Annotated in this window: 27 protein-coding genes; 10 read left to right on the top strand and 17 right to left on the bottom strand. The window is 43.7% G+C overall.

Annotated features, from left to right (window positions below; translation table 11 throughout):
* Positions 1-11: 11 nt before the first annotated feature.
* On the top strand, positions 12-1,415 hold the full coding sequence (locus ACPUEY_RS10630; protein ID WP_425122056.1) for an efflux transporter outer membrane subunit: 1,404 nt from the start codon (positions 12-14) through the stop codon (positions 1,413-1,415).
* 101 nt (positions 1,416-1,516) lie between these two features.
* Here the strand turns inward: ACPUEY_RS10630 and ACPUEY_RS10625 are convergent, their stop codons facing one another.
* Positions 1,517-2,038, bottom strand: coding sequence for a CHAP domain-containing protein (locus tag ACPUEY_RS10625; protein ID WP_425122055.1), 522 nt, complete (start codon positions 2,036-2,038; stop codon positions 1,517-1,519).
* A gap of 630 nt (positions 2,039-2,668) precedes the next feature.
* Here ACPUEY_RS10625 and thyA point away from each other — a divergent pair.
* The 5 genes from thyA (at position 2,669) to msrA (ending at position 6,561) form a co-directional block, all read left to right on the top strand.
* Entirely contained in the window at positions 2,669-3,511 is an 843-nt protein-coding gene (thyA, locus tag ACPUEY_RS10620) for a thymidylate synthase (RefSeq protein ID WP_425122054.1), read from the top strand.
* A gap of 244 nt (positions 3,512-3,755) precedes the next feature.
* Entirely contained in the window at positions 3,756-4,268 is a 513-nt protein-coding gene (locus tag ACPUEY_RS10615; RefSeq protein WP_425122053.1) for a dihydrofolate reductase, read from the top strand.
* Between the two features lie 28 nt (positions 4,269-4,296).
* Positions 4,297-5,364 carry a DUF4105 domain-containing protein gene (locus tag ACPUEY_RS10610; protein ID WP_425122052.1) on the top strand — a complete coding sequence of 356 codons (1,068 nt, stop codon included), beginning with the start codon at positions 4,297-4,299 and terminating at the stop codon, positions 5,362-5,364.
* Positions 5,365-5,460: 96 nt separating this feature from the next.
* Positions 5,461-5,922, top strand: a complete 462-nt coding sequence (locus ACPUEY_RS10605) for an META domain-containing protein (RefSeq protein WP_425122051.1) — start codon at positions 5,461-5,463, stop codon at positions 5,920-5,922.
* A gap of 114 nt (positions 5,923-6,036) precedes the next feature.
* A complete protein-coding gene (gene msrA, locus ACPUEY_RS10600; protein WP_425122050.1) occupies positions 6,037-6,561 on the top strand; it encodes a peptide-methionine (S)-S-oxide reductase MsrA in 525 nt (174 codons plus the stop codon).
* Between the two features lie 66 nt (positions 6,562-6,627).
* On the opposite strand, the gene ACPUEY_RS10595 is transcribed toward msrA, so the two are convergent.
* The 5 genes from ACPUEY_RS10595 to ACPUEY_RS10575 all read right to left on the bottom strand — a co-directional run bounded on the left by ACPUEY_RS10595 (position 6,628) and on the right by ACPUEY_RS10575 (position 10,324).
* A complete protein-coding gene (locus tag ACPUEY_RS10595) occupies positions 6,628-7,032 on the bottom strand; it encodes an ExbD/TolR family protein (RefSeq protein WP_092819045.1) in 405 nt (134 codons plus the stop codon).
* Positions 7,032-7,652 carry a MotA/TolQ/ExbB proton channel family protein gene (locus ACPUEY_RS10590; RefSeq protein ID WP_092819046.1) on the bottom strand — a complete coding sequence of 207 codons (621 nt, stop codon included), beginning with the start codon at positions 7,650-7,652 and terminating at the stop codon, positions 7,032-7,034. Before ACPUEY_RS10590 ends, ACPUEY_RS10595 begins: the two co-directional genes overlap by 1 nt.
* 20 nt (positions 7,653-7,672) lie before the next feature.
* Positions 7,673-8,467: an energy transducer TonB gene (locus ACPUEY_RS10585; RefSeq protein ID WP_425122049.1), complete on the bottom strand. Its 795-nt coding sequence runs from the start codon at positions 8,465-8,467 to the stop codon at positions 7,673-7,675.
* A gap of 210 nt (positions 8,468-8,677) precedes the next feature.
* Entirely contained in the window at positions 8,678-9,544 is an 867-nt protein-coding gene (purU, locus tag ACPUEY_RS10580) for a formyltetrahydrofolate deformylase (RefSeq protein WP_131272849.1), read from the bottom strand.
* Between the two features lie 78 nt (positions 9,545-9,622).
* Positions 9,623-10,324 (bottom strand): TetR/AcrR family transcriptional regulator, encoded by a 702-nt coding sequence (locus tag ACPUEY_RS10575; RefSeq protein ID WP_086195336.1) that lies wholly within the window; start codon positions 10,322-10,324, stop codon positions 9,623-9,625.
* A gap of 116 nt (positions 10,325-10,440) precedes the next feature.
* On the opposite strand from ACPUEY_RS10575, the gene ACPUEY_RS10570 reads away from it, so the two are divergent.
* From ACPUEY_RS10570 to ACPUEY_RS10555, 4 genes are all read left to right on the top strand, one after another.
* A complete protein-coding gene (locus tag ACPUEY_RS10570) occupies positions 10,441-11,889 on the top strand; it encodes a coniferyl aldehyde dehydrogenase (protein ID WP_092819049.1) in 1,449 nt (482 codons plus the stop codon).
* A 162-nt stretch (positions 11,890-12,051) separates the two neighbouring features.
* The gene (gene rpmB, locus ACPUEY_RS10565; protein WP_000048256.1) at positions 12,052-12,288 is read left to right on the top strand and encodes a 50S ribosomal protein L28; all 237 of its coding nucleotides are present in this window, start codon (positions 12,052-12,054) and stop codon (positions 12,286-12,288) included.
* A 12-nt stretch (positions 12,289-12,300) separates the two neighbouring features.
* On the top strand, positions 12,301-12,456 hold the full coding sequence (gene rpmG / locus ACPUEY_RS10560; protein WP_001205031.1) for a 50S ribosomal protein L33: 156 nt from the start codon (positions 12,301-12,303) through the stop codon (positions 12,454-12,456).
* A 151-nt stretch (positions 12,457-12,607) separates the two neighbouring features.
* Positions 12,608-14,326, top strand: a complete 1,719-nt coding sequence (locus ACPUEY_RS10555) for a cation:proton antiporter (protein ID WP_425122048.1) — start codon at positions 12,608-12,610, stop codon at positions 14,324-14,326.
* 55 nt (positions 14,327-14,381) lie between these two features.
* On the opposite strand, the gene ACPUEY_RS10550 is transcribed toward ACPUEY_RS10555, so the two are convergent.
* From ACPUEY_RS10550 to ACPUEY_RS10500, 11 genes are all read right to left on the bottom strand, one after another.
* Positions 14,382-14,660, bottom strand: a complete 279-nt coding sequence (locus ACPUEY_RS10550; protein ID WP_092819051.1) for a hypothetical protein — start codon at positions 14,658-14,660, stop codon at positions 14,382-14,384.
* Positions 14,661-14,767: 107 nt separating this feature from the next.
* Complete coding sequence (locus ACPUEY_RS10545) at positions 14,768-15,271, bottom strand: DUF6586 family protein (RefSeq protein ID WP_086195331.1); 504 nt, start codon at positions 15,269-15,271, stop codon at positions 14,768-14,770.
* 253 nt (positions 15,272-15,524) lie between these two features.
* On the bottom strand, positions 15,525-15,779 hold the full coding sequence (locus tag ACPUEY_RS10540; protein ID WP_092819240.1) for an RNA recognition motif domain-containing protein: 255 nt from the start codon (positions 15,777-15,779) through the stop codon (positions 15,525-15,527).
* Between the two features lie 77 nt (positions 15,780-15,856).
* Positions 15,857-17,848 (bottom strand): ATP-dependent helicase, encoded by a 1,992-nt coding sequence (locus tag ACPUEY_RS10535; RefSeq protein WP_425122047.1) that lies wholly within the window; start codon positions 17,846-17,848, stop codon positions 15,857-15,859.
* Between the two features lie 310 nt (positions 17,849-18,158).
* Positions 18,159-19,295, bottom strand: coding sequence for a glycerate kinase (locus tag ACPUEY_RS10530; protein ID WP_425122046.1), 1,137 nt, complete (start codon positions 19,293-19,295; stop codon positions 18,159-18,161).
* A gap of 79 nt (positions 19,296-19,374) precedes the next feature.
* Positions 19,375-19,947: an HdeD family acid-resistance protein gene (locus tag ACPUEY_RS10525; protein WP_425122045.1), complete on the bottom strand. Its 573-nt coding sequence runs from the start codon at positions 19,945-19,947 to the stop codon at positions 19,375-19,377.
* Between the two features lie 134 nt (positions 19,948-20,081).
* Entirely contained in the window at positions 20,082-20,840 is a 759-nt protein-coding gene (locus tag ACPUEY_RS10520; RefSeq protein ID WP_425122044.1) for a hypothetical protein, read from the bottom strand.
* 31 nt (positions 20,841-20,871) lie between these two features.
* Positions 20,872-21,852 carry an NYN domain-containing protein gene (locus ACPUEY_RS10515; RefSeq protein WP_425122043.1) on the bottom strand — a complete coding sequence of 327 codons (981 nt, stop codon included), beginning with the start codon at positions 21,850-21,852 and terminating at the stop codon, positions 20,872-20,874.
* A 96-nt stretch (positions 21,853-21,948) separates the two neighbouring features.
* A complete protein-coding gene (gene topA / locus ACPUEY_RS10510; protein WP_425122041.1) occupies positions 21,949-24,588 on the bottom strand; it encodes a type I DNA topoisomerase in 2,640 nt (879 codons plus the stop codon).
* A gap of 35 nt (positions 24,589-24,623) precedes the next feature.
* On the bottom strand, positions 24,624-25,073 hold the full coding sequence (locus ACPUEY_RS10505; protein ID WP_425122040.1) for an ammonium transporter: 450 nt from the start codon (positions 25,071-25,073) through the stop codon (positions 24,624-24,626).
* Positions 25,074-25,134: 61 nt separating this feature from the next.
* Positions 25,135-25,478, bottom strand: a 344-nt coding sequence (locus tag ACPUEY_RS10500) for a hypothetical protein (protein ID WP_425122039.1), incomplete at its 5' end; no start/stop codon positions are given.

Genomic DNA, 25,478 nt, shown 5'->3' with positions numbered 1-25,478 from the left:
GGATAAATAGAATGCAAATGAATTTTACCAAGCTTATTGCTAGCCTTATTTTAACTGGCTCACTGGCCGGTTGTGCTGCGGTGGTTAAAACACCGTACGAACAGCCTGCCGTGAATATTCCAGGCAGCTTCCAGAATAGCAAAGCACTCAGTCAGCAGGTGCATGCCGATGTCTATGCCGATCAATGGTGGACCTTGTTTGGTGATGCGCAGCTGAACCAGCTGGTCAATCAGGTTCTGGCCAGCAATCCCGATCTGGCTGTTGCAGGGATTAATTTGCAGCAGGCACGTTTACAGGCTGGTTTGACAAAAAACCAGCAAGGTCCACGGGTCAGCTCAAGTGTTTCCGCTGGACATACCGTTGATCTGAATTCCGGTGATGATGCTTCGCGTGGCCTGTCTTTAAGTAGCGGCGTGAGTTATGAACTGGACTTGTTCGGAAAGCTGGCTCGACAAACTGAAGCCAGCCGATGGGAAGCCTTAGCAACTGAACAGGACTTGCAAGCCACTGCACAAAGCCTGATTGCCACTACGGCAAATTTATATTGGCAGTTGGGTTACTTGAATGAACGCTATCAAATTGCCAGTCAAAACCTGGCCAGCACACAAAAAGTCTTTGAGCTGGTCCGCAGCCAATATCGTGCCGGTGCGGTTTCCGGTCTGGACTTAACCTCAGCGGAACAATCTGTACAAAGCCAAAGAGCGACATTAAGCCAGATTGAGCAGCAGAAAGTCGAAACCCGAACAGCATTGGCAGCGCTGATGCATCAACCTCTACAGCAACTGAACATTCAGGAGCCTTCTCGTTTACCGCGTATTGCCCTGCCGGCAATTTCTGCAGGTTTGCCGGCAGAGCTGTTGTCACGCCGTCCGGATTTACAGGCCAGTGAACTGCGTTTACGCAAGGCCCTTGCCACTAAAGATGCAACCAAGGCTAGTTATTATCCTTCCATTAACCTGACCGGAAACCTGGGCTCTTCCAGCACATCTTTAACCAGTCTATTGCAAAACCCGGTATTAACTTTAGGTGCCAATCTCAGCCTGCCATTCCTGCAATATAACGACATGAAAAAAGATCTGGCGATCAGTGACCTGGATTATGAAAAAGCGATTGTGCAGTATCGTCAAACCCTGTATCAGGCCTTTGCCGATGTGGAAAATGCCTTATCTGCCCGTACCGAATTAAACAAACAGGTGGCCCTGCAAGAACGCAATGTACAACTTGCAGAGAAAACCGAGCGTCTAACTGAAGTACGTTACCGTAACGGGGCCATTGCCCTAAAAAACCTGCTGGATGCGCAGGAAACCACGCGTAACGCCCGTTTGTCTTTGGTTCAAACCAAACAGAGCCAGTACAATGCCTATGTCACTTTGATGCAGGCTTTAGGCGGCAGTCCAGTCAAACAGCTGCCTTAAGTTAAAGGTAAAATAAAAAAGATGCCATTTCGGCATCTTTTTTTATTTCAGAAAAATTCCTGAGAAAATGTTCTGTTTGGCTATTTTTAACTTTTTAAAGGTTAAAAACTCGGACGGTAATATTTATAGGTCAGGCCTTTTTCATTATAAACATCATAACTTTTTTGCTTAAAGTCAGAGACCCATTGCTTGCCGTTAAATCCGGCAATGTGGCCATACACATGCTTGCCGGTTCGATCAATAATATAAATATCACCTTCTTTAGGTGCATCGAACTTGGGATTAATTTGTCGATAACCAATTTTCGTCAGGGTATTTCCCCAGTCTGCCGCAGCAACGGGATGACTTTGAAACCTTGCACCCGCCGATTCCAGAGCAAGTCGGATACTTTTGGCACATTTTTGTGTACTGCTGGTTGAAGAAACCGCCTGCAAGAAATCGGTAAATTTACTGATATCAATTCGCTGTCCATTCTTTGCCAGCATATTCTTTTTGGGTATTGCCTGATCAGCCTGAAATTCCGAAGATTTTTTTGAATTTTTACCCGATTGGGAACGAATTATGATGTTTGCCTGAACAGGAGCGTGAACTTCACTCATGTTTACATTATGATCATAAACCATTCTTTAACCAACACTCCTAAGCTTAAGACTAACAGCTTTTCAATCATTTCGACGGCAAGATGGTAACCTCTAAAATGTGATTTTTCATATAACAAATGTAATTAAATATAAATAAATTATCGATAAGTGAGTTAACTGACTATTTTTTGTTGATTTTTATAACCAGCTACGACTAAAAATTTATTTCATACGTACCCAATCAATAAAAGTCATCATTGGTTTTCAGGCCAAACCCTAATGGAATGAAAATGAACAGCAAAGGGCAAGATCTGCTCTTGACTGCATTTTGTAAATCTCTCTTAAACCATGCTTATTTCAGCAGGATCACAACCCCTATTTTTAGTCTTTGATACTGGCAGACCTATAAAGTTTTTTGGATGTTAAAAAAATGCATTCAATAAAATGCGATCCATTTTCCTTCTACCTATCATTTCTAACCAAACCCCATCAAGATTAAGCCTTATGATTTACATGGCTTTAAAATAATCAACAAAATATATATAAATCATTTATTTATAAAAATTATCACCAGGATTTAGACTTACTTTCACCTTTAATGGATACAGTTCCCTCCCCGGTAAAAAAAGGCTAATATGTGCCACAAGAAATTCACAATATTATGAGAGAGACATGCGTCAATACTTAGACCTTTTACAACACATCCTTGACAACGGTGGCGATAAAGGCGACCGCACAGGCACAGGTACTCGTTCAGTATTCGGTCATCAAATGCGCTTTGATCTTTCTCAAGGATTTCCTTTATTGACCACTAAAAAAGTACATTTCCGTTCCATCGTGATTGAACTGTTGTGGTTTTTAAAAGGTGATACCAACGTCAAATATCTGCAGGACAACAAAGTCACGATTTGGGATGAGTGGTCCACTGCAGAACAAACGGCGCGTTTTGGTCGTCCTGAAGGCGAATTGGGTCCGGTTTATGGTCATCAGTGGCGTAATTTTGGCGCAACCAAAAAAGAAAATGGACTCTATGAGCAGGATGGTTTTGACCAGATCACCTGGCTGATCAACGAAATTAAAACCAATCCCAATTCACGCCGTTTAATTGTGTCGGGCTGGAACCCTAAAGAAGCAGGAACGGTTGCCCTGCCACCCTGCCATACCCTGTTCCAGTTTTTTGTACAGGATGACAAACTTTCTTGCCAGCTTTATCAACGTAGTGCTGACGTGTTCCTGGGCGTTCCCTTTAACATTGCCAGCTATGCCCTGCTCACGCACATGATTGCGCAAGTTTGCGGTTTGGGTGTCGGCGACTTTGTCTGGACCGGTGGCGACACGCACTTATATGTGAACCACTTTGAACAGGCTCAATTGCAACTCAGCCGTCAGCCTCTACCTCTATGTCAGCTTAAATTAAACCCTGAAATCAAAGATATATTTGATTTTAAATTTGAAGATATTGAAATTATCGGCTATGAATCGCATCCCGGCATTAAAGCGCCAGTAGCGGTTTAATTTTCCTTTTTAGAGTTCCCTCTCCTGAAGAATTGTTTAAGCACTGCTTTAAACAATTCTGTCAGTGAGGGTTAGGGAGAGGTAAATTACCCCTCATCCTCTTACGGAATATATTCCCATCCCTGAGCCATATATGGCGCAAGAGAAGGAATTGGAAATCAAAACTTTAAATCCCTCTTCCCTCCTTTACTAAAATGGAAAAATTGTAGGAAGGATTTTGGAATTATTCACAAGGATTAAATAAATGAGCTTCCAAAATTTAGAAGTTGTGCATGTTGTGGCCATGGATCAACAGCGCTGCATTGGTAAAAATAATGACCTGCCTTGGCACATTTCAGCTGACCTGAAACACTTTAAGGAAATCACCCAAGGCGGTGTGGTGGTCATGGGACGCAAGACCTTGGAGTCTATGGGCCGCACTTTGCCAAAACGGGTCAACTGGGTGATTACCCGGGACAAGGACTGGTCGTTTGACGGCACCAAAGTAGCCTACTCGATTGAAGATGCCTTGGCTCAAGCCATTGCCGATGTTAAGGCATCAGAAAAACCCGAAGCAATCTTTGTGATTGGCGGTGGTGAAATTTTTAAACAGACCATGAACATTGCCGACCGCCTGGAACTGACCCATGTTGAACTGGATGTTCAAGGCGATGCCTACTATCCGGAAATTCCGGCTGAATTTAAAAAGGTCGCCTCAGAACAACATATTGACGACAAAACCGGGATTGCTTTTGAGTTCGCAACTTACCGAAAATAAAGGTAATAATTACTTATAACAGTCAAATATGCATAATACTGGAACAAGAGAATTCCTTCTTGCTTTGGGCATGGTATTAGTCCATACCGTGTTCGGCCTGTTCGTTATTATGTCCTCTATTTGGCTGTGTCTGGCCTTATGGTTTCAGGAACCTTTGGGCAGCTTTGGCACCCGCATACTGATCGGCCTCTGGATCGCTTTTGCCTTAAGCATCCTCGGCATTTACCTCACCCAATATATCTTGAACCGTCAGACCGATGTGCTGATCTATGTTCTGTTTTTTCTTGTCGGCTTATTCTGGTATTTTAGCCTAGAAGCCCGGCAAGATCGCGAGTGGAATCCGGAAGTTGCCCAAGTGCTGTCTTATCGGCAGCACGGCGATCAAGTGACATTAAACAATGTACGCAATTTTAACTGGCATGCAGATGGCAGTTATGATGAACGTTGGGAAACCCGTCAGTTTGATTTAAACCAGATCACGGGGGTAAATATTATTACTTCCTACTGGATGGGACCACGCATTGCGCATACCCTGGTCAGTTTTGATTTTGCCAACAGCCCTCCGCTGACCTTCTCAATTGAAATTCGCAAACAAAAAAATGAAGAATTTTCCACTTATGGCGGATTTTTCAGAAAATACGAACTCAGCCTGATTGCAGCAGATGAAAAGGACCTGATCTATACGCGCAGCAATATTCGTAGTGAACAGGTCTATTTCTTCCCTATTAACATGTCGAAAAGCGAAAGACGTGCCCTGTTTGAAGAATATCTGCACAAAGCCAACGAATTAAGGCAGCAGCCGAGATGGTACAACAGCCTGACCAGCAACTGTACCACGCTGGTATTTGATATGGTGCAGACCATATCAAAAAGGCCTTTCCCGGCAGATTACCGCCTGCTCGCTTCTGGCTATTTGCCGAATTATCTCTATGACTTAAATGCCATTTCACATGATTTAAGCATCACACAATGGTACAACATTGCTTATATCAACCCGCGCGTGAGTCAATTTAAGCATCTTTCCAGTAGCCAATATTCAACCCTGATTCGCCACGGCATCCCCCAGCCAATAACGGATGAATTAACTGAATTTTAAAAGTAAAAATATAAAAACATCCCATTTAATCCTAGTGAAAAGCCTATTTTTTTGTTTATATAGACTCTAAGTTAAACCAAGAATGAGAACTCAAATATGTTAAAAAAAATGTTTGCTGTCGGCATACTGGGCGCTGCAATTGCTTTTACCGGTTGTCAAACCACACCGAATGCCGCATCTCCTATTGAGGCTGCAAACTTGGTACAACTGCAAAACCGTACCTGGATTGCCACCCATATTGGCAATACCGAAATCAAGACAGCACCGACCGCCCATAATATTCCGAGCTTGCAGTTTGATGCTGCCAGCAAACGGGTCAGCGGTGCCGATGGTTGCAATCGCATTATGGGCAGCTATGAAGCAGGGCGAGATACGCTCGTGCTCGGTCAAATGGCGGGCACCAAGATGGCCTGTCTGGATAGCAACAATGTAGCGCCACAATTTAATGAAGCCTTGGCGAAAGTCGCAAACTATCAGGTGTTTGGAAAAACGCTAAAACTGCTGGATCGTCATGGCAATGTAGTGCTGCAATTTACAAGCCCCTTGCAACCACGTTAATTGTTTAAATAAAAGCCTGAAATCTCAGGCTTTTGTGTTTAAAATGTATAAATTCATTGTCGCTTCATAGAAAGCCCCTATATTAAAAATAATAAGCAAATACAGGATAAGATCATGCAACAAGCATTATTGGGTGGTGGATGTTTCTGGTGTGTCGAAGCCGTTTTTTTACAGTTAAAAGGTGTGGAAAAAGTGGTCAGCGGTTATGCTGGCGGTCATACTGAACATCCCAGTTATGAGGATATTTGCCGTGGTGACACCCAGCATGCGGAAGTGATTCTGATTGATTATGACGAAACGCAAATTAGCTTTGCCCAGCTTTTGGATGTATTTTTTACCACCCATGATCCAACGACCTTAAACCGTCAAGGTAATGACATCGGCACTCAATATCGTTCAGTCATTTATTATTTTAATGATGAACAGCAGCAGCAGGCAGAACAGACTATTGAGCATTTAAAAGCGCAAGGTTTAAATATTGTGACCGAGCTGAGCCCTGCACCGCAGTTCTACCCTGCGGAAGAATATCACCAGAATTTCTTTGCCCGCAACCCTTCCCAAGGCTACTGCAATTTCACCATTCCACCGAAGCTAATGAAATTGCGCAGCAAGTTTCAGGACTTGCTGAAATCTGAATAATCTGGTCCAGCCAATATTAGACATAAAAAAAGCGACCATTAAGGTCGCTTTTTTTAAAAGATCAGATTAGTTATCGGTTGCAAAAGCAATATCGCTGAGCCCGGCTTCACTCGCACGAGACATCACTTGAGCAACAGTGTCATAACGTGATTCTTTATCTGCTTTCAGTACAATTGTCGGTTGGCGTTCTTCTTGACCAGCTTCGTTAAATTTTGTCTGTAACTCATCAAGCGTGAGCACCTTGCCATTCCAGGCAACTTCCCCACCTGCATTAATACTGATGGTGACGTTTTTAGGTGGCAAATCCATAATATCTGCCGTGGTTTTAGGTAAGGTTAATGGAATTGATGGGTTAGCAACGGTTGCTGTCACCAGGAAGATGATCATCAATACCAACATAATATCGATCAGTGGAATGAGATTCATCTCATTCATACCTACATCGTTGTCTTCACCCAATTGAAAGCCCATTAAGCTTGACCTCCAACCAGATTGTTTGTTGTTGCTTGAGTCGCTACCTGAGCTGCACTGTCCTGTTGCAACATGGTGTCAATCAACAGACTGTGTGCCTGATCTTGTAACTCATGTGCCAAACCACGGTTCACACGGGTACAAATGTTATAAGCCAGTACTGCAGGAATCGCGACAGCCAAACCCAGACCGGTCATAATCAGGGCTTCACCCACCGGTGTTGCCACTTGTGCCAGACCAGCCTGACCACTTTTACCGACCGCAACCAGCGCGTGGAAAATACCCCAGACCGTACCAAACAAACCGACAAACGGTGCCAGTGAAGCAATGGTACCCAACACTGCAACACCTTTTTCAGCATTGGCTTTTTCAGCTGAGATTTGACGCAACAAAGCCTGTTCTGCAACAGCTTTACGCTGTTCAAAATTTAAAGGCGCAAATTTTGCCTTTAACTTGCTTAACGCTTGAGAGAGTTGAGCATAAGCTTGTTGCTTCAGTTGGCGAGTCCCCATTATACGTAAAACGAAGATGGTCCATGTCGCAATCGACATTGCCAATAACACGAAATACAGGGTTTTACTCACTGCATCTGCATGTTGCCAATAAACTGAAAAGTTCATACTCGAACTCCTAATAAATGTTAGCCGCGTGGATTCACTGTCAATTCCAATGGTAGGTTAGCCTTGATTGGATAAGCCACGCCATTTTCTTTGTACGGTTTGAATTTGGAACTACGCACTGAGCGTAAAATCTTTTCATCTAAAGCAGGAACACCGGTCGAACGGACCATACGTACTGAAGTAATTACACCTTTTTCATTCGCTTCAATATACACCATGGCAGTACGCGTTTGGCCTTCCAAGTCGCTGTTGCTATAGGATGGCTTTGGCGAACGGCTCCATTGTACTCCTGAACCACCAATAGAAACATTTTTTGGTGATGGCGGCGCAGGAGGTGCTACCGGAGCTGGTGGTGCAGGCGGAGTTGGCGCAGGGGGTAGAGTCACCGGAGCAGGCTTCACCACTCTCGTTTCAGAAATCGTCGTGCTCACTGTAGGTTTAGGCGGTGCTTCCACCGGTTTGATCACGGGTTTCGGTACTTCTGCTTTTTTAACTTGTTGAACCTTTTCTACCTTCTTCGGTGGTGGTGGAAGCTGTTTTTTTACAATTTCAACCTGTTTCACTTCTTTCGGTTTTGGTGGTTCTTTTTTGGGTTCCGCTTTAGGCTTCGGTGGTAACGGTTTTGGTGGTTCTTGAATTTTTACAAAACGTACCTTTAACGGTTCTTTTTCAATCGGTTTGAGTTCCGGGGCTTTCATTTGCCCTACCGCCCACAACACACCCATGTGACCCACCACCACCGCAAGCAAGGCAGTGATCACTTTCTTTTTCATTGGATTGGGAGTTTGCATATTTAGAGCGGAAGATTGACTCATTAAAATCAGTTACCTAATTTAAGCGATTGTAGATCTATAAAGATTTTAGCAATCAGGCTCATCGGTTAGTACAATTAAAGCACGCCAATAATAAATGAGAAGTGTTTTCATTTGCAACTATTAAAATGCCCGTTTTGATGAGTTTTTTGAATCAAAAACGAAAAAGGCATGCCTGAAACATGCCTTTTTAATCGGTATAAATGACAATACTTATTGAAAAACAACCGTTTTGTTGCCATCCACAATAATACGGTCTTCCAGATGCCATTTCACGGCACGGGCCAAAACATTTCGTTCCACATCTTGTCCGAGTTCACGCAGCTGCTCAACGGTGAAATCATGATTCACACGTTCCACATCCTGTTCAATAATCGGTCCCTGATCGAGGTCAGCAGTCACATAATGTGCTGTTGCACCAATCAGTTTCACCCCTTTGTCATATGCCTGTTGATACGGGTTTGCACCAACAAAGGCTGGCAGGAAGGAATGATGGATGTTGATGATTTTCATTTCCCACTTTTGCACGAATTCTTCGTCCAGAATCTGCATGTAACGCGCGAGGATCAGTAAATCGTTGCCCTGCATGATTTCATCAATTTTGGCATAGGCTTCACGTTTATTTTCTTTATTCACCGGTACCACTTCAAATGGAATGCCGAAGTTTTCTACCGCTTCACGCAAAGTTTCATGGTTGGAAACCACTTTGGTAATTTCACACGGTAAGCCGCCACGCGCATGACGCCATAACAGCTCAAGCAATGCATGATCCACTTTAGAAACCAGAATCCCGACTTTTTTCACATCACTGACCAGTGCCAGACGCCAGTGCATGTCATAGCGTTCTGCCACATTGCTGGCAAACGTCTGGGTTAAACTTTCTTTACGGCTTTGCAAGTTGTCCAGTTCAAATTCAACACGCATGAAATAGCGCCCGCCCTGAGCTTCAGTCGCGTATTGATCAAGTGCGGTAATATTTGCTCCCTGATGATACAAAAAGCTCGAAACAGCCTGCACGATACCTGGTTTATCTGCACAAGTAATCAGTAAACGTGCTGTGTTAGCAGTGGACATATTCATGTTGGTTAATATCACTAATCAGTTAAATTGAAAAACAAGCCGAGTATTCTAACGCTTTTTTCAGGCTTTCTAAATAGGCTAGCCCGCATCGTGTTTTTTACTGGACGATAAACTTTCAAAAAGCTCTGAAGGGCCGAGCGTTTCAAGTAAATGTTCATAGGTTTGACGGCTTTCACCACGCAGGTAAGCCCCTTCCAGGAAAACCATCTGGCGCAATGCCTGCCAGACCCATTTTTCTTCCAGATGGTTCGAATCGGTAATATGACCCGACATGTACAGGAAGTTAGTCCAGTTGGTCAAAACAATCCACAAGTTAATAATCAGGGCTTCAATTTCTGAATCTGTCATTTCCATTAAGCCTGCATTCACGAAAGCTTTATAGATTTTTTGCCCCTGCTGCATCACCTGTCCGGCAAAACGCGGATACATTTTGCGAAAATCTTCATTATTTTCAACAAGATGATAAACATCACGATGCAAAAAGCGATACGCCCAAAGCTGGCTGCTCAGCACCTGAAAATAACGAATTTTATCGTTAGCATCAAGCGGACGATCATCAGGCAATGCCAGCATCTCCAGAGTTTCGCCTTGATACTGCTCCATCAACTCTTTGATGATTTCGTTCTTATTGCGAAAGTGGTAATACAAATTACCTGGACTCATATTCAGTTCAGCTGCAATATGATTGGTTGTTACAGAACGCTCACCGCGCTCATTAAATAACTGTAAGCTGAGCTGTAAAATACGTTCTTTGGTTTTCACCGTTTTGGAGTGAGACATCCTAAAGTAACCATTCATTCAATAGGTTAGCGAGCTAACACATAAAGTAACTTGACTATTTAGAGCTTTTACTCTAAAAATTAAATTAATCGCTTTTTATTTAATGGTAGCAGGTCATGAACAGTCAAACAAAAACAACTTCAATGACACCACATTCGTTTAATATTCAGCACTTATACGACGTGCTAGAACAGCAAAAGCACGCTTATCTACGTCATTCTTTTCCATCGGCAAAAGAACGTATTGACCGTTTAGCGCGTCTCAAGCGTATCTTAGTTAAATATCAAGATCAATTTGCCGAGGCAATTAATCAAGACTATGGTAACCGTTCTGTGGGTGAAACCAAAATCGGCGAACTGCTCACCTGTCTTGAACAGATTAAATATTATAGCAAGCATTTGACCGGTTGGATGAAACCATCGAAACGCCATGTTGGAATTATCCATCAGCCGGCAAAAGCCTGGGTGCAATGTCAGCCCTTGGGCGTGATCGGGATTATTGCCCCGTGGAACTATCCTTTATTATTGTCGGTGGGTCCGCTGATCTGTGCAATTGCAGCCGGCAACCATGCCATGATCAAAATCTCCAGTGCCTCCAGCCATTTTGGCCGTGCCTTGGAAAAAGCCCTAGGCGAAGCGTTTCCGACCGAACTGGTGGCCGTGATTAATGGCGGTGGACCCGTTTCCGATGCTTTTAGCCATTTAGCCTTTGATAAAATTGTTTTTACAGGTTCAACCGAAATTGGTAAAACCGTGATGGCGGCAGCTGCAGAAAACCTGGTGCCGGTAATTTTGGAGCTGGGGGGAAAATCACCGGTACTGGTTCATCCTTCTATTGATTTGCAAGATGTGGCACAGCGTCTGGCTGCAGGTAAACTCTGGAATTCAGGTCAAACCTGTGTGGCACCGGACTATATGTTCCTGCCTAAAGGTAAAACGGCCGAATTTATTGAACATTTTAAAGCCTGTGTAGAAGAGATGTATCCGAGTATTGAGTACAATCAGGATTACACCTCGATTATTAATGACAAACAATACAACCGCCTGCAGGGCTATCTGGAAGATGCCCGTACCCAAGGTGCTAAAATTATTGAATTAAATCCGGCACATGAAGATTTAAGCAAAGTTCGTAAAATTGCGCCAACCATCGTGACCGGTGTCACCACGGAAATGCGGATTATGAAAGAGGAAATTTTCGGCCCGATCCTTCCTATTCTGGAATATGATCAAATTGACGATGTAATTGACTTTATTAATAGCCGTCCTCGTCCACTTGCATTATACTATTTCGACTTTGATCAGGCGCGTGCCGACTATGTCGCACAGCATACTCATTCAGGGCATTTCGGGCAGAATATGGTATTGACCCATGTGGCACAGGATGACTTACCTTTTGGTGGAGTCGGTGCTTCAGGTATGGGCAAATATCATGGTCCAGAAGGTTTCTTCAGTTTGTCGCATGAACGGTCAGTGATGTCTAATCCAAAGCTGTATAGCTTAAAATTCATTCTCCCACCGTTTAACAAGCCGATTCACAAACTGATTTCCAAGACCCTTCTTCGATAACTGATCAAGGCATGATCTATTACACATGATCATGCCGCGTTTTTCTTAAATTCGCTTGTCTTTTAAGCGTATTTTTGGTATAAAACGCCCCTTGAATGATTTCATCCGTTTACTTTTAATGACTAGCCGCACAATCGGTGCTGTCTAGCAATGGAGTTCACCATGTCTAAGGTTTGCCAAGTTACCGGCAAGCGTCCAGTCGTTGGAAACAATGTCTCGCACGCCAATAACAAAACCAAACGCCGGTTCGAGCCGAACCTGCATCACCACCGTTTCTGGTTAGAAAGCGAAAAACGTTTCGTACGTCTTCGTTTAACCACTAAGGGTATGCGTATTATCGACAAATTGGGCATTGAAAAGGTTGTTGCTGATCTTCGTGCTCAAGGTCAAAAGATCTAAGGAGTCAGTACAATGCGTGATAAAATTCGCCTAGTTTCTTCAGCTGGTACAGGTTATTTCTATACTACGACTAAGAACAAACGTACTATGCCGGAAAAAATGGAAATCAAAAAATTTGATCCAAAAATCCGTCAACACGTAATCTTCAAAGAAGCTAAAATTAAATAATTTTGACTTCTTGAAAAAAGCGGCCCTCCGGGTCGTTTTTTTTTGCATTTTTTTTATTCGACTTGCTACACTTCTTGTTATTCTTTTTTTGGCATTTTTTGTGCTTATTCTTTTTTACCCTTAACTTTGGCTCAAGCTTAAGGAGTTTTTAGTGCCTCATGATGTAGATCTGATTATATTACTTGCCGTTGGCTTTGGACTGGCACTCATTTTTGGCTATATGGCTGCGCGTATTCGTCTCCCCCCTCTGATTGGCTATTTGGTCGCCGGTATTGTGATTAGCCCGAATACCCCCGGTATCGTAGGGGATATTCATCTTGCCAACCAGTTGGCTGAACTTGGGGTCATGTTCCTGATGTTTGGTGTCGGGATGCACTTTTCCCTAACCGACCTGATGCAGGTCCGCCGCATTGCCTTACCGGGTGCAGTACTGCAAATTGCGGTAGCAACCTTACTGGGCATAGGCGTTTCCATGATCTGGGGCTGGAACTTTGGCTCGGCCCTGGTGTTTGGCCTGAGCCTGTCCTGTGCCAGTACGGTGGTGTTACTCAAAGCTTTGGGTGACCGAGGCTTAATCAACTCCGTAAACGGTAAAATTGCGGTGGGCTGGTTATTGGTTGAAGATCTGGTCATGGTGCTGGTTTTGGTCCTTCTTCCTGCCACTGCTGTTTTACTGGGTGGAACAGCAATTTCCGGCTCAGACCCGAATGCCAATATCTGGATGACCTTAGCTGTCACACTATTGAAAGTGGCTGGCTTTATTGCCTTTATGCTGATTGTGGGTAAACGCCTGGTTCCCTGGATTATGCAGATCGTTGCCCGTCTGGGATCACGTGAACTGTTTACCTTGACCGTAGTGGCCGCTGCGGTTTCGATTGCCTTTGGTGCTTATAAGGTTTTTGGCGTGTCGATGGCGCTAGGCGCATTTTTCGCCGGGATGGTGGTCAAAGAATCCGATTTCAGCCACCGTGCAGAGGAAGAAACGCTCCCGCTACGCGAAATTTTTTCCATTTTATTCTTTGTCTCGGTGGGCATGCTGTTTGATCCCATGATCTTAGTGCAGCAGCCTTGGCATGTCCTGGCCGTGGTGGCGATTATTATGGTGGGGAAAACCATCGCAGCAATGGCACTGGTACTGTTCTTCCGTTATCCAATTAACACCGCTTTAACCGTGGGTGCCAGCCTTGCACAAATTGGCGAGTTTTCTTTTATTTTGGCGACCTTAGGCGTTTCACTACATCTCTTGTCTTTAGAAGGACAAAATCTGATTTTAGCCGGTGCACTTATCTCGATTACGCTAAATTCATTTGTGTTCTCTGCCATTGAACCGGTACAGAACTGGATTCGTGAACGCTCACATTTGGCCCGCTTGCTTGAACGTAGCGGTGACCCGCTGTCCATGTTGCCAGATGAAGTCTCTCAAGAATACTTGCGTGATCAAGTAGTGATTGTCGGTCATGGTGAAGTCGGTCGTCGCATTACCAAAGCCTTAATGAAGCAGGATATCAAGGTAGTGATTGCCGAAGAAAACCGCGAGATCGTTGAAAGTTTGCGTGACAAAGGCATTGCAGCGGTATCGGGACGTGCAACCGAAGCTGGGGTACTCATTCAGGCCCATATCCAGCATGCCCGCCTGCTGGTGCTGTCTCCGATGGATATTCTGGATATTCATAAAATTGTCGATATTGCCAAAACATTGAATCCACAGATCCAGGTTCTCGTCTGTGCCGAAAGCAAGGAAGAAGCTGAAGTGATTCGCCGTGAAAATATCGGTCAGGTTTATTTTGCCAAAGAAGAAATGGCCATCAACATGACCAATCATATTTTAAACCAGATCCAGATTGCACATCATCAGGCACCGACACACTGATCTTCATTGCATAAAAAAAGCGCACTTCAGTGCGCTTTTTTAGGTTCAAATAAGCTTAGCTCATATACTTCGGCTGTTCATCCACAATTTCAGCCTGCCATTCATTGACCTGCTTTTCCATCATGGCAAACAGAGCCGCCTGCATCATGTGCTGGGCAATCACCGGCGTTTGATCACCAAGTAACGCTTTGACCTGATCATTAAACTGAATCTTGACCAGCGGTTCTTTTTCAGAGCCTGCATTTCGCAATGCCAACTCACCACCTTCAAGTTGAACAAGTTCTAAAATCGCTTCTTGACTACCAAATAATTCTTTCAAATGTTCTATAGACATATATCCTCCATGTTCAACATGGTGGCAAAGGGCTGTTGCACTTTGCATTACTTAGACTATTTATATAAGGTCAATGACAGAAACTTCAAGAGCACTGGTCGTAAAGTTTAAAATTCAACCATTTCATTGCGAAAACCGTCAATTAACTGGGTCAGGTCACGATGCCATTCACGCAGGATTTTGGTATCCGGCAACCAGGCTTGAGGGGTTTGAGTTACTTTAATAATTAGGTTGGAAGAGGTTTCATCTTCAGGTTCTGGCGCACTTGGTTCTGGTGCATATTGACACATACGGTAGGCACGTTTTAGCTCGGCAATAAAGCCCTGTTTCGCTAACTGCTGCATTACAGTCACTTCAGGCGAGATCTGCCCTTTTTCTGCCATATGTTCTTCAATGGATTTCAGGGTCGGAGCAAAGTCATTTAAACGGTAGTAACGCACCAACTCTTGCAAAAATGCCAATACTGCACCATGCAAATGAAATACAGCCGCTTCACGATGTGCCTGAGCCTGCTGAATGTGATCGGTTTGTTCCGCTTGTTGACATGCAAGACGTGCAAAATACAGTTTTTGATTGGTACGATCGGCATGAAAGCGAGCAACACGAGACATGGTGATTTCCTAAGTTTTGGCGTGATTACACTGTTAAGATTAAACGGTCTTTCAGAAAAATGACAATAAAAATTATGGAAGATTAATTTCAATGCGTGAAAGATCTGCTGTCACTTCAATAATCATGGGTGATTTCAGCCAGAATAATTTACATCCTTCCAGATCAAGAGATGGGGATTCAATAGACCAATTCAACCTGATTCAAGCCTGGTTATTTTGTCCATAAAAAAAGGAGCCTTGCTCCTTTTAATCTTTAGTTTGCTGCTGGCTTGTCTTCTGCCTGTTTCACACGAATCCCTTGTCCATGCAAACGCAAAGTATTTAAGCCTTTAATCGCTTTCACCGCTTCACGGCCATGTGGCATTTCCACAAAAGCAAAGCCTTTTGATTTACCTGTTGCAGCATCTAAAACCAAAGTGCATGAATCTACCGTGCCATATTGCTTAAACAATTCCAGCAATTCAGCTTCTGTCACTGTACGTTCTAAATTACGAACTAAAATTTTCATCTGATGACCTTTAAATAGGCTAAAAAAACCAAAAAGCACTCGCCTACTTACTTTTTGCACTTCACTATTGAGATAGTTTAATCGAGATCGATACCAAAATCTAAATTAATCGCTTGCCGCTCAATCAAGGCACTTTTTACGGTTTGCTGACGCGGCTTGTAATGGGTCTCGGTCGTGCACAGGTTGCGAGTCAGGTCATTCAGGAAATAACTTTCAATTTTTCGTCCCTGTTCATCGACCTGATCGCGCGCCCAGAGATTCAGATTTTGCTTGGTTAAAATCAGTTCATTTTTGGCCCGGGTTAAAGCCACATATAATACCCGGCGCTCTTCTTCCACTTCGTCAAAATTGCCCTGCGCACGTGCATGCGGATACTGTCCCGCAGACACATTCGCGACATAGCAAATCTTCTGTTCTGTCCCTTTGGCAGAATGGATCGTAATCAGCGTCATCACATCATCTTCAGACTGGCGTTCAATTTCAGAAATCGAGACCGGATCGAGCACATATTCTTCCAGAAATTCACTCAGCTGATCATGCTTGGTGGCCAGCTGCTTGACCAGGTCAAAATCGCCCAGGCGTTTCGACCAGTCTTTCTTGGCGTAGTTTTCCTCCAGCTGCTCCAGCAGTGCTTCAATTCCCAAAGTCACACAAGCCTGCACCTGATCTTTTAATACTGACATCTGCTTCATGATCAGCAGCGTTTTTTCGGGAATTCGTCCGAATTTTTCCAGTTTCTCGAAAATCAGGTCTTGATCTGGCTGTTGCAATAATTGCTGCGCCAGCTTGCTGGCCCCGACATCTCCCACCCCATTCCATAAGGTCAGGAAACGCATCCAGGCAATATCATCCAGCGGATTGGCAATCACCCGCAATAAACTGAGCAGGTCTTTGACATGCGCAGTTTCCAGCAATTTCATACCGCCGATAAAACGGTAAGGCACATTGGCCTGAATAAAGGCCGCTTCGATGTGGCGTGCCGCAAAACTGGAACGCACCAGCACCATATGGTCATGCCACGGTGTGCCTTCCAGAAAATGCCGCTCTTTGATATCAATGGCAATCCATTTGGCTTCATCAAACTCGTTCGGGAAGATATGCAGTTTGGGTTTAATGCCCTCGCCACGATGTGCATCCAGACGCTTGTCATACTGAATAGGGCTTTGATAGAGCAACCAATTCGATAGGTCTAAAATTTCCTGAGTCGAACGATAGTTTTGTTCCAGTCTAAAAATCTGCGCATCCGGTACGCGCTCTTTAAAATGATGGATATTTTCAAAGTCCGCACCACGAAAACCGTAAATGGACTGGGCATCATCCCCGACACAGAACAGGCTGACTTTATCCTTTAAAGGTTCCAGCAAAGCCCATTGCAGAGGGTTGGTATCCTGCATTTCATCCACCAGCATGTGTTGGCAAATGGAGGCCACATAATCAGTAAGCCCTTCCGATTGCGCCAGTGCGGAAGCCACTACCGCCAAAATATCGTCATAATCCAGAAAGCTGCGGGCACGTTTTCGTGTTTCGTATTCTTTCATGATGTCCGCGATTTGATCTTTATATTCTAAAAATTCAGGCAGCTGTTTTTCTAAGGCAATACTCAGTTTTTGTCGGGTATTGCGGGCAAAGGAATACAGGTCACAAAGCTGCTGCGGCTTGGGCAGTGCATTCGGATTTTTTTTATCATCCTTGCCGCGAATTAAACGGAACATCATGAGCTGATCATCACGGTCGATAATCGAAAACTGTTCCAGACCAAAAGCTTTGGGAATTCGGCGCAGCAGATACATGCAAAAGGTATGAAAGGTTGAAGCACGCAAGCCTTTGGCTTGTTCGCCCAGCGCCAATTCGACCCGCGCCACAATTTCACTGGCTGCACGGCGAGTGAAGGTCAGAATCTGGATTTGATTGGCCGGCACACCTTGATCAATCAAGTAAGCTGCACGAGCCACAATGGTTTTGGTTTTGCCACAGCCTGCCCCTGCAAGTACCAGACTATGCTTTGCCTCGGTGGTGGCAGCCTGTTTTTGTTGCGGGTTTAATTCATTAATCAGGGTGGCTAAACTCATGGTGTCTCATCGTGTTTAATAGACGAATAGTTTAACAGAGCTGACCCTAGAAAACTTGATAAGCAAACATGAGTATATATTTTCAACGCAACGCAGAACTGCTTTGTTGCTGTCACGACTCATCTAAATTCACGACCAGGATGACATGGATGCCGTCAGTTGGATTGGGGTACAGGGAAATACCCTCAATCCAGCAAAGGATTTTTGTTACTTTTCATCCCTGAAAAGTAAAATTTGCCTACGCGTTAGTATTTACCTATTCACATCCTTTCGGGGCCGTGATGCTCTCCGCTTTTAGAATTTAGCATGATCACTTTTCAAGTTTGTTTAACACTGTAACTACTGTATCTTCCAAATGCCTTTCAGCATTTTTCATCGCATCTTCTAAATCAATATGAGGGGGATTAATCCCGATAATTTGACTAAAACCCAAGTCATATAGTTCCTCAATGCCATCGCCAACTACACCCGCAAAAGCAATCACAGGCTTATTCAGTCGCTTCGCGACCTGCGCCACCCCAAACGGGGTTTTGCCAAATTTGGTTTGAAAATCAATTTTGCCTTCACCCGTCAACACATAATCGGCTTGGGCAATTTTTTCAGCCAGATGAGTTTCTTCAATCACCAGTTCAACGCCGGATTGAATGGAAGCACGGGCAAAAGCCATCAGACCAAAACCCAGACCACCTGCCGCACCTGCTCCCGCAATATTTTGTTTACTGACGTTTAACTCTGCTTCAACCACATCGGCAAAATGTGCAAGGTTCTGATCCAACAACCTCACCATTTCAGGCGTAGCCCCTTTCTGTGGCCCAAAAATATATGATGCGCCATTTGCACCACATAAGGGATTATTCACATCAGAAGCAATCAGGATTTCAACCTGTGTTAATCTGGCATCCAAGCCTGAAAGATCAATCTTTTGAATCTGGTCAAGCTGACCACCACCTACAGCAACATCGCAGCCTGCAGCATCGAGAAATTTCACACCCAAGGCCTGTGCCATACCGGCACCGCCATCATTGGTCACGCTGCCGCCCAAACCGATCATGATTTTAGACACGCCTAAATCCAGTGCAGTTTTACTCATCTCCCCAGTACCCAAAGTGCTGGTGAATAAAGGATTACGCTGTGATTTGTCCAACAAATGAATGCCATTGGCTTTGGCCATTTCAATGACCGCCGTTTTACCTTGGTTCACCAGACCGAAATAGGTTTTTATTTTGTGCTCTGCTAAAGGGCCACTGACTTCACAATCAATCTTTTGTCCACCTTGTGCAGTAATCAAGGCATCCACGGTACCTTCACCCCCATCTGCCATGGGCACCGAAATACACATGGCATCTGGATATACTTTCCGAATGCCACGCTGCATGGCCTGACAGACCTGCTCGGCAGTCATACTTTCTTTAAAGGAATCGGGGGCAAGAACAAAGGTTTTAGGCATAATCTTGAAAAAGTGAAAGCAATAAATCTTTATACAATAAAAAAGAGCGCTCTATGCGCCCTTTTCTCCCAGTTCACTGTTATACATCTGCCGAACTTTGCGGTACTTCATGTTTGATATAAGACGCCAAGGTCAGATAATTAATTCCCTGGAACAAAATATCTATAGCAAGAAATAGTCCCAATACCCAGAAGGATGCATCCGGTGAGATTAAAATAATGATACCTGTAATCAGGGTCAGCAAGCCGGAAAATAAGATCCAGCCCCAACCTTGATAGACTTTAAAAATAATGGCACTAAAAATACGGATGATACCTGCCACAATTAATACAATGGCCAGCAGATTGGTCAGCACAACTGCGGTTTTTACCGGTGTGCTAAAAGCATAATAACCAGCGACCAGATACAGTACGCCAAATAATGCCCATAACCAGCGGGTGCCCCCTTCAAAAATTTTAAAAGCTGCAACAAAGTGCAGAATACCGCCAGTCATCATCAGTATGCCGAACAGGAACACCACAGAAAGCGTGGCAAAAGGCAGCGAAGCAAGCAATACAAGACCAAATAGGGTCAGCACAATACCCAGACCTAAATACCACTTTCGATTTTCATGCAGCTGATGTCGAACTAAATCATTTCCTACTGTTCTCATGTTTTTTCTCAAGTCTTTTGTTTAGGAACAGCTTTCGTTTTAGCTGATTTTCGGTCAAAAGTCTGTTATTTCTCTGCATTTTAATCCACAGCTCGATGCTCAGCTGTGGATAAAAGCATCGTTATCCCCAAGGATTATTTTTTCCAGCCCACTTCAATTGCGGTCATTTCATTAATCAAAGTCTGCTTCAATGAATCCGGCATTTTGCTTTTTTGTTCCGAAACCGGGATATATCCCGCCATCAGCTCGGCCTTGACTTGCGGAAATAAAGGCTGCTGCTTTGGATAGGCATAACCCAGTGGATAAATGGGCTGACCCGTCGTTAAATCATATTTGTCACTTGCACCAAAAGCATGGAGCAACTCATGTACCAGTACAATCTTGTTTTGTTCAGCCTGTTTTTTCGACGCAAATAAATTCACCGAGCCAATGCGGCCTTTTTGCAAGGCAGTGGAATGTTTCAACTCTTTAATTTTTTCGGGATCATAATAATTTAAATACAGGGTCACACTGGGTGAACCGTCAGCACGTTCATGCTGTTTCCATGCATAAAAACGGAATTTCAGACTCCATAAAATATTATCCAGCATGGTTGCCTGTTGCGGCACTTTCGGGGGCAATTGTTTCAGTTCACGTCCCAACTGAAAATAAATGACAATTGGCTGTCCGCGATACTGTGCCGACATCTGCTGGAGATATGCTTGTGCTCCATTCAGTTCAGACAAATTCAGCGATTGAATATAGCTTTGAGTCGCAGCTCGCCCATCTGCATTGACAGGATGCAGCATGACAATAATGGGTTTGGACCAGTCCTGGTTCTGGTCACGGTAGGCATTGACTGCAACAATCAACAGAATGATGAGTAAACACAGTATGCGAATGTTTTTCCACATGAAAAGACCACTTCTAAAATTTAAATATTCGTTATTGCATCTCTTTGAGTGTGCGAACAAATTTCTTATTTTTAATTTGTTTAACCTCTATCCAACCACTATGAATTGATTCAATTGCCTCTTCATAATTTCGTATATTTAGATCAGATTTCTTTAAACAAGAAATAACATCGTCTATATCAGCCCAATTATTTTTATCCGCATACTGGTTAATTGCCTTTTGTACTAATTTGATAAAAGTACTAAAACTACTTTTCCGTAAATACATTTGGCTACCTTGCATTTTCGTCTCAAACACATCTAATGCTTTTATTAAACCAGATAACTTATCATGACCATAATTTCGTGTATCAAAATCAGGCTTCACTGTATTTATATATGTTCCTACTAAACCAAGATATGCCCAACCACTATCATCTGAATTATCTTTAACAGCCTTATATATTAAATTTAAAGTAGCCTTATCTATTTGTTGCTTAATAGAATCTTTATCATTTAATTCAATTTTTATTGAGTCTTTCACCTCATTCTCTTTTTTAATTATTGAATTTTGTTTAATTTCCTCTTTTTCTTCAAAACTCAAATTTTCTACTGAAATAAATTTATCACATGCTTTTTTAAATGGTTCTGGCGTTGTTTTCCTCCCAAATCCATAAACTATCAAACCATTTTCACGAATACGTGAAGCCAAAGGAGTAAAATCACTATCACTTGATACAATACAAAAACCGTCTAATGCACCTGCATACAGTAAATCCATAGCATCAATAATTAAGATCATATCTGTGGCATCTTTGCCTTTTGTATAAGCAAATTGCTGAACAGGAGTTATTGCATGAGGCAGTAGAACATCTCTCCATTTTTTTAACGCTTCACTACTCCAATCTCCATACACTCTTTTTACACTTGCAATTCCATATTTAGCGACTTCTTCAAGTACAGATGAAATGGCGTTAATTGATGAATTATCTGCATCGATTAATACTGCAAACTTTTTTGTTTGAATTTCCACTCTTACCCCAATTAAAAATTTGATTCAGTTGTTATATAAATTATTTTGGCATAAAAAATGCCGACTTCCGTCAGCATTTTTTGCATTTCTTAAAACTTAAGCTTCAACCCATTTTCCATCATTGAAAACCAATGACCATTTGGTTTGCTTGCCTTCAGGCGTTTCCGAACCAATATATTGCGCCTGATTCTTACGACTGAATTTCACCAAGGTTGGGTTGCCTTCAGGGTCGACATCCGGTGCTTGCAAAATAAACTGGTATTTTGGATCCAGCTGCTCAGCCACGGTACGGAGTTCAGCCACTTTCGGTGCGCGGGTTTCACGCACTTTCGGGAACTTGCTGGCCGCCAGGAATAAACCTGCTGCGCCATCACGAAGGACAAAGAAGTCATCATGCTTGGTCGAACGCAGGTGTTCCATTTTAATTGGATCTACACGCGGAGGTGCAGGCTGACCATTCTTTAACACTTTACGGGTATTGTCACAACTGGTGCAGGCAAAGTAAGGTCCAAAACGACCGGTCTTGAGCTGCATCTCGCCATGACATTTATCACATGGAATGGTTGGACCATCATACCCCTTAATCTTGAACTCGCCTTCTTCCAGTTCAAAACCGGCACAGTCCGGATTGTTCCCGCATATATGCAGTTTACGGCCGCCATCAATTACATAGCTGTCCATGGCTGTACCACAAATCGGACAGCGTTTTTTCGACATCAAGTCAGCCGTTTCTGCTGCGTCGTCATCCGACAGCGCGGCCAGAGACTCAACCGGGGTTAAATTCAGCGTGCCTTTACAACGCTCTTTAGGCGGCAGGTTATAGCCTGAACATCCCAAAAATACGCCTGTGGTTCCAGTACGAATCTGCATTGGACGCGAACATTCAGGGCAATGTACCGCTTCCACTTCCACAGGCAGGTTACGGCGCATGCCGTGTTCGCCTTGTGCTGTGGTCAAGCGCTTCTTAAAGTCGCCGTAGAAATTATCCAGCAACTCTTTCCAGTTCCGCTGACCATCGGCCACTTTATCCAGCTGACCTTCAAGATCTGCGGTAAAGTCATAGTTCATCAGGTTATTGAAACTTTCATCCAGACGATCGGTCACAATTTCGCCCATCTTTTCGGCAAAAAGACGACGATTATCCAGCTTCACATAGCCACGATCCTGAATGGTAGAAATAATGGCTGCATAAGTCGAAGGACGGCCAATACCTTTTTTCTCTAATTCTTTTACCAGTGAGGCTTCAGTGAAACGTGCCGGCGGTTTGGTAAAGTGCTGTGATGGATCCAGTTTTTCCAGTTTCAGTATTTCACCCACTTTCACGGCAGGCAATAACACATCATCATCCGACTTGTTTTGTCCGCGCACTTTAGTGAAACCATCAAAGACCAGAGTACGGCCTTTGGCTTTCAGTTCCACCCCATTGGCATCGACCAAAATGGTCGAAGACAGATATTCTGCCGGAGTCATCTGACAGGCGACAAACTGGCGCCAGATCAGGTCATACAAACGCTGTGCATCACGTTCTACACCTGCAAGGCTGTCGCCTTTCAACGCCACATTTGAAGGACGAATGGCTTCATGGGCTTCTTGTGCACCCGCCTTGTTGCCATAACGGTTTGGCTTGGCAGGCAAATATTTTGCACCAAACTCCGACTCAATATGACCACGCACCATATTGACTGCATCATCGCTCAGGAAAGTCGAGTCGGTACGCATGTAGGTGATAAAACCCGCTTCATACAGACGCTGCGCCAGCATCATGGTTTTCTTTACAGAAAAGCCTAAACGTGTGCTTGCAGCCTGTTGCAGGGTTGAGGTGATATACGGGGCGCTTGGATTGACCTTGGTCGGTTTATCTTCACGACTGGCAACTTTATATTCAGCATCTTTAATCAGATTCAATAAGGCATCGGTTTCAGCCTTATTGTGCAGCTTGAGGGTTTTACCGCCCTGCTTCACCGCTTCAAGGCGGATATCATCTTTTTGAGATTTGGTATCTGCAAAAACCTGCCAGTATTCTTCAGGAATGAAGGCACGAATTTCACGTTCGCGTTCCACCACCAGTTTGACGGCAACCGACTGTACACGACCTGCTGACAAACCGCGGGCAATTTTTTCCCATAACAGTGGCGAGATCATGAAGCCCACAACACGGTCGAGGAATCGACGCGCTTGCTGGGCATTGACCTTATCGATATCCAGGCGTGCCGGCTGTTTAAAAGCTTCCTGGATGGCATTTTTGGTAATTTCGTTAAACACCACGCGCTGATAGCGTGAATCATCCCCACCAATCACTTCTTTTAAATGCCAGGCAATCGCTTCCCCTTCACGGTCCAAATCCGTTGCGAGATAAACTTCATCGACTTGCGATGCCAGTTTTTTCAGTTCTGCAACGACATTTTCTTTACCCGGAAGGACTTCATAATGTGCTTTCCAGCCGTGTTCAGGATCAACCCCCATACGGTTGACCAAAGCTAACTGTGCCTTTTCCGCTTTTTGTTCATCGGTCAGTTTGGCACGCGATACAGGCTTTTTTTCTGTACTTTTAGATCCGCCCGTCGGCAAGTCACGAACATGCCCCACCGATGATTTTACGATGTAATTTGGACCCAGATATTTGTTGATTGTTTTCGCTTTTGCAGGCGACTCCACAATCACTAAGGCACGTTTGTTCGCAGCACTCGGTGATTTTGCTGTGGTGCTTTTGGATGTGGACCGAGGAGCGTTCGCCATAGTTAATCGTTAATCCTGTTTGATTGGTTGATAAATTAAAGTTCAGCCAAAGATGTTAAATAAGCTTTGATGTCATCTAACTGTGTTGCTCGGAGGTCTGATTCTTCATCCCAATAGAGTCCTACACAGTTTGCCTGCATATCAATAGCATAAATGCCCTTTAATGCAATGGGCAAATCGTTAAACTTGTCATCACCTTGCACAACTTTGAGTTTCTGCTCTTCCACGCGTGCGCGCATCAATGGAAGTCTAGCATCTGGAATGAGAACACTGTAATAAGCCACCATGCTGGCACGGTTTTCCGTTGCCATTGGAATTTTGGTCCAATCGGGAGCTGCAACTAAACGCGGATGTAAAGCCATCTTGCGCGCTTTTTCACGCATCAGGCCTAATGCTTTTTCTCTTGGGCTGACACGTAGCCCAAAAATTGAGCCAAGCACAAACAGCACAATGAAGACTGTAATCCAAATTCCAGTATTTTCCATAGTACAACCTTATTATTCCTTTATTAGAGTTGCATAAGCTGAATGTAAAACGCAAGCATGCTTAATGAATTATGTTCGTTAACAATATTGGGTTATAACTAACTTGTCTTTTACTATTAACCTCAATTAAACCGTATTTTTTTAATAATTCTAACGAGTTAACAACTTCATTTTCAGGTAAACATCTCTTTAATACACTTGTAAAGCCAGTTAAAGATTTTGGTGGTGTATTATTATTTACGTCAATATGCGCTAACAATCTATTTCTTATCTCGGTTAATTTTTTTTCAATTTTTTCAGCAGTTTCAGCAGTTTCAGCAGTTTCAGCAGTTTCAGCAGTTTCAGCAGTTTCAGCAGTTTCAGCAGTTTCAGCAGTTTCAGCAGTTTCAGCAGTTTCAGCAGTTT

This window comes from Acinetobacter sp. G11 (assembly GCF_049808495.1).
Classification (GTDB): Bacteria; Pseudomonadota; Gammaproteobacteria; order Pseudomonadales; family Moraxellaceae; genus Acinetobacter; species Acinetobacter kookii.
The sequence above is the reverse complement of the archived record's forward strand: the minus strand, read 5'-3'. Positions and strand labels throughout refer to the sequence as shown.

Coding starts and splice junctions, on each gene's coding strand:
- ACPUEY_RS10630 (WP_425122056.1), top strand. CDS start 12: ATGCAAATGAATTTTACCAAGCTTATTGCTAGCCTTATTTTAACTGGC.
- ACPUEY_RS10625 (WP_425122055.1), bottom strand. CDS start 2,038: ATGGTTTATGATCATAATGTAAACATGAGTGAAGTTCACGCTCCTGTT.
- thyA (WP_425122054.1), top strand. CDS start 2,669: ATGCGTCAATACTTAGACCTTTTACAACACATCCTTGACAACGGTGGC.
- ACPUEY_RS10615 (WP_425122053.1), top strand. CDS start 3,756: ATGAGCTTCCAAAATTTAGAAGTTGTGCATGTTGTGGCCATGGATCAA.
- ACPUEY_RS10610 (WP_425122052.1), top strand. CDS start 4,297: ATGCATAATACTGGAACAAGAGAATTCCTTCTTGCTTTGGGCATGGTA.
- ACPUEY_RS10605 (WP_425122051.1), top strand. CDS start 5,461: ATGTTAAAAAAAATGTTTGCTGTCGGCATACTGGGCGCTGCAATTGCT.
- msrA (WP_425122050.1), top strand. CDS start 6,037: ATGCAACAAGCATTATTGGGTGGTGGATGTTTCTGGTGTGTCGAAGCC.
- ACPUEY_RS10595 (WP_092819045.1), bottom strand. CDS start 7,032: ATGGGCTTTCAATTGGGTGAAGACAACGATGTAGGTATGAATGAGATG.
- ACPUEY_RS10590 (WP_092819046.1), bottom strand. CDS start 7,652: ATGAACTTTTCAGTTTATTGGCAACATGCAGATGCAGTGAGTAAAACC.
- ACPUEY_RS10585 (WP_425122049.1), bottom strand. CDS start 8,467: ATGAGTCAATCTTCCGCTCTAAATATGCAAACTCCCAATCCAATGAAA.
- purU (WP_131272849.1), bottom strand. CDS start 9,544: ATGAATATGTCCACTGCTAACACAGCACGTTTACTGATTACTTGTGCA.
- ACPUEY_RS10575 (WP_086195336.1), bottom strand. CDS start 10,324: ATGTCTCACTCCAAAACGGTGAAAACCAAAGAACGTATTTTACAGCTC.
- ACPUEY_RS10570 (WP_092819049.1), top strand. CDS start 10,441: ATGAACAGTCAAACAAAAACAACTTCAATGACACCACATTCGTTTAAT.
- rpmB (WP_000048256.1), top strand. CDS start 12,052: ATGTCTAAGGTTTGCCAAGTTACCGGCAAGCGTCCAGTCGTTGGAAAC.
- rpmG (WP_001205031.1), top strand. CDS start 12,301: ATGCGTGATAAAATTCGCCTAGTTTCTTCAGCTGGTACAGGTTATTTC.
- ACPUEY_RS10550 (WP_092819051.1), bottom strand. CDS start 14,660: ATGTCTATAGAACATTTGAAAGAATTATTTGGTAGTCAAGAAGCGATT.
- ACPUEY_RS10545 (WP_086195331.1), bottom strand. CDS start 15,271: ATGTCTCGTGTTGCTCGCTTTCATGCCGATCGTACCAATCAAAAACTG.
- ACPUEY_RS10540 (WP_092819240.1), bottom strand. CDS start 15,779: ATGAAAATTTTAGTTCGTAATTTAGAACGTACAGTGACAGAAGCTGAA.
- ACPUEY_RS10535 (WP_425122047.1), bottom strand. CDS start 17,848: ATGAGTTTAGCCACCCTGATTAATGAATTAAACCCGCAACAAAAACAG.
- ACPUEY_RS10530 (WP_425122046.1), bottom strand. CDS start 19,295: ATGCCTAAAACCTTTGTTCTTGCCCCCGATTCCTTTAAAGAAAGTATG.
- ACPUEY_RS10525 (WP_425122045.1), bottom strand. CDS start 19,947: ATGAGAACAGTAGGAAATGATTTAGTTCGACATCAGCTGCATGAAAAT.
- ACPUEY_RS10520 (WP_425122044.1), bottom strand. CDS start 20,840: ATGTGGAAAAACATTCGCATACTGTGTTTACTCATCATTCTGTTGATT.
- topA (WP_425122041.1), bottom strand. CDS start 24,588: ATGGCGAACGCTCCTCGGTCCACATCCAAAAGCACCACAGCAAAATCA.
- ACPUEY_RS10505 (WP_425122040.1), bottom strand. CDS start 25,073: ATGGAAAATACTGGAATTTGGATTACAGTCTTCATTGTGCTGTTTGTG.